The sequence below is a fragment of the Microtetraspora glauca genome (assembly GCF_040656155.1).
Lineage (GTDB): Bacteria > Actinomycetota > Actinomycetes > Streptosporangiales > Streptosporangiaceae > Microtetraspora > Microtetraspora glauca.
Genome location: NZ_JBFALK010000055.1, coordinates 1 through 3,120, shown reverse-complemented (window position 1 = coordinate 3,120; position 3,120 = coordinate 1). Strand labels below are relative to the sequence as shown.

At 70.0% G+C, this 3,120-nt stretch carries 4 protein-coding genes; 3 read left to right on the top strand and 1 reads right to left on the bottom strand.

What is annotated here, in order from left to right; genetic code table 11:
* Positions 1–167 precede the first annotated feature (167 nt).
* The gene (locus tag AB0I59_RS42020) at positions 168–1,349 is read right to left on the bottom strand and encodes a serine hydrolase domain-containing protein (protein ID WP_358142670.1); all 1,182 of its coding nucleotides are present in this window, start codon (positions 1,347–1,349) and stop codon (positions 168–170) included.
* An 83-nt stretch (positions 1,350–1,432) separates the two neighbouring features.
* On the opposite strand from AB0I59_RS42020, the gene AB0I59_RS42015 reads away from it, so the two are divergent.
* From AB0I59_RS42015 to AB0I59_RS42005, 3 genes are all read left to right on the top strand, one after another.
* Complete coding sequence (locus AB0I59_RS42015; protein ID WP_061258385.1) at positions 1,433–1,720, top strand: response regulator transcription factor; 288 nt, start codon at positions 1,433–1,435, stop codon at positions 1,718–1,720.
* A gap of 43 nt (positions 1,721–1,763) precedes the next feature.
* The gene (locus AB0I59_RS42010) at positions 1,764–2,396 is read left to right on the top strand and encodes a TetR/AcrR family transcriptional regulator (protein ID WP_061258386.1); all 633 of its coding nucleotides are present in this window, start codon (positions 1,764–1,766) and stop codon (positions 2,394–2,396) included.
* A partial coding sequence (locus AB0I59_RS42005) for an AMP-binding protein (RefSeq protein WP_358142667.1) occupies positions 2,393–3,120 on the top strand: 728 nt, incomplete at its 3' end. The genes AB0I59_RS42010 and AB0I59_RS42005, both read left to right, overlap by 4 nt.

The window sequence follows — 3,120 nt, the reverse complement described above, 5'->3', positions numbered from 1 at the left end:
CGCTACAAGGAGCGCAACACCGTCGAACGCTGCGTCAACAAGCTCCGCCAGAATCGCGCCGTGGCGACCCGGTACGACAAGCGGGAGCTTATCTATCAGGGCACTCTCGATGTTGCCTCGATCCGGATCTGGCTCCGCGACCCAGTCACATGATCACGGGACACGCCCTAGTTGTATTGACGCTCGCAGGGGTCGGCGGGCGGCTTGCCGATGCTCACCAGGAGGGAGTTCTCGATGAACTGGCGTGCCTGCTTGCCCACGTTCTCGGCCTGGGTGATGGTGCCGGTCACCGCGACCCGCTTCTTCGGCACGTAGACCTGGAACGCGCCGAAGAAGCCGTTGTGCCCGTAGGCGGTCTCGCCCGCCACAGTCAGCCGGGTGACGCCGAGACCGTACGGCGAGCCGGCCTTGATGCTCTGCGGGGTGCTGCGCAGCATCGTCTGGAGCGTCGTCGGACGCTTGAAGACCTTGCCCTCGAACAGTCCGCGCATGAACCGGTTGAGGTCGGCCGCCGTGGAGACCAGGCCGCCCCCGCCGAAGGTGTCGAACGTCGGGTTGTAGTCGTAGGTGTCGCGCTCGCCGAGGTAGTTGTGGGCGCGCGGGCCGCGGTGCGCCTCCCGCCCTTCGAGGTAGGTGCGGTCCATCTTCAGCGGCCGCAGCAGCATCGACCGGTACAACCGGTGCAGCGGTTTGCGTGCGGCCTTCTCGATGACGAGCCCGGCCAGGACGTAGCCCGTGTCGGAGTAGTGGTAACCCCTGCCGGGCGCGAAGTAGGGCTTGCCCCCACGCAGCGCCCAGTCCACCAGCTCCCGGGGCTTCCAGGTCTTGTCCGGGTGATCGAGCACGTACTGAAACCATTTCTCGTTCTGCACGTAGTCGTACAGCCCGGCGGTGTGGTCGAGGAGTTGCCGGACGGTGATCCGGGATCCGTACGGGATGCGCGCGACCAGCTTCCGGTCCAGGTATCTGCCGATGGGAGCGTCCAGGCGCAGGTCGCCGCGCTCGGCGAGCCGGAGCGCGACGGCCGCGGTCATCGTCTTGGTGACGCTGGCCGTCCGGAAGGCATCGGAGGTGCGCAGGGCGCGTCCGCCCAACTCGTACACGCCGGCCGCGCCGTGGAAGCTCCGGCCGGGCCCGGTCACGGCGAGGATCGCGCCGGGCACGGGCGGCACGACGACGCCGTCCAGCAGGCAGCGGAGCTGCGCGTTCGAGGCATCCCGGCCCTCGGCGGGGACGCGTGCCGTCCGGGCGCCGGCCGGGACGGCTAGGCCGCCGCTGAGCACCACGCCGGCCAGGACGGCGCCGAACACCCGGGACTTCTGGACATGGTGGCTAATTTTTGACCGCATGGCCAGGATTTAATCCAGATGGTATGAGTGAGACAAGAGGTCCGCGCGAATTCTGCGGTTTCCCACACCAAGGAGGTGCCGCCATGCCCGACTCCGGCTGGGAGGACTCCCTGCTCCCCCGAGAGCGTGATGTGCTTGCCCTGATGGCCGAGGGCTGGTCCAACACCGGCATCGCCGACCAGATGTACGTGTCGCTGAGCGCGGTCGAGAAACACGTCACCGCGGTGTTCGCCAAACTCGGGGTGCCCGCGTCGGCGGCCGGCAACCGCCGGGTGCTGGCGGTGCTGCACTACCTCGCGGCGACCGGCCGGACCGGCGAACGGGTCAGTGAACGGCCCGGCACGGGGTGGGGGAAACCCCACAGTCGCTGACCAGGGCTTGCCGCGCGACGTTCCCCAGGCTTGAATTCTGGCCATGCGGTCAAAAATCATTCATGACGGCCAGAAGAAGAAGGCCTCGTTCATCGAGGAGGCCCGGCGACGGCAGATCGTGGAGGGCGCCATCTCCACCATCGCGAGCGCCGGGTTGCCGCAGGCGTCGCTGGCCCGGATCGCCCAGGACGTCGGCGTCAGCAAGGGCGTGATCTCCTACCATTTCGCCGGTAAGGATGAACTGATCCAGCAGGTCGTCAACGCCCTGTTCGCCGAGACCAACCGGTTCATCAAGGCCCGGGTGGACCGGGCACCAGACGCCCCGCGCCGGCTACGCGCCTTCATCGAGGCCAGCTTCGAGTTCATGGCGGCCAACCGCGCCAACTTCGTCGCGCTGGTGGACATCTGGGGCAGCTTCGGATCGCCGGAGGCCAAGCGCCGTTTCAACGCCGACATGTACGACCCGTGCCGCCACCACCTGGAGGGCATCCTGCGGCGCGGCCAGGACAGCGGCGACTTTCGCGACTTCTCGCCGGGCACGCTGGCCGCCACCGTCCAGGGCGCGATCGACGGCGTGATGCTCCAGTGGGTCTTCGACGAGGAGGCCATCGACCTGGCCGACTGCGCCGCCGAGCTGGTGACGATGTTCGACCTGGCCACCCGGCGGCGGGCGTGACCGCCGCGCCGCCGTTCGGCGGGAGACCGGCCGAGAACATCGCGGGGGGCCTCGGCGGGTTGCTCCGGGACCGGGCCGCCGCCGACGGCGACCGGGTGCTGTTCCGCTTCGCCGGCGTCGAGACCACCGTCGCGCAGGTGGAGGACCGGACCAACCGGCTGGCGGACGTGCTGGCCGCGCACGGCGTCCGCCGCGGCGACCGGGTCGCGGTGATGCTGGGCAACGGCGTCGGCTTCCCGGTCGCCTGGCTGGCGATCGCCAAGCTCGGCGCGGTGATCGTCCCGGTGAACCCCGGCTACCGCAGCGCCGACCTGGCCCACGTCGTCAAGGACTCCGGCGCGGTGCTGGCCCTGGCCGGCTCGGCCGCCGCAGCCGAGGCGCTGCTGGCGCTGGACTTCGGCGAGGTCGGGCTGCTCGACCCCGCCGACGCCGGGCCCGCGCCCGAACCCGTCCGGGCCGCCGGCGCCTTCGACGCGGGCGCCGAGCTGGCCGCCGCGTCCGGCGTCCGCGACCTGCCCGACGTCGGCTGGGACGACCTCGTCAACCTCCAGTACACCTCGGGAACGACCGGGTTCCCCAAGGGCTGCATGCTCACCCACCGCTACTGGCTCCACCTGGCCGAGCTCGCGGCCGACGTCGCCGCCGTCACACCGGACGACGTGGACCTCACCGCGCAGCCCTTCTACTACATGGACCCGCAGTGGAACACGGTGCTGTGCCTGCT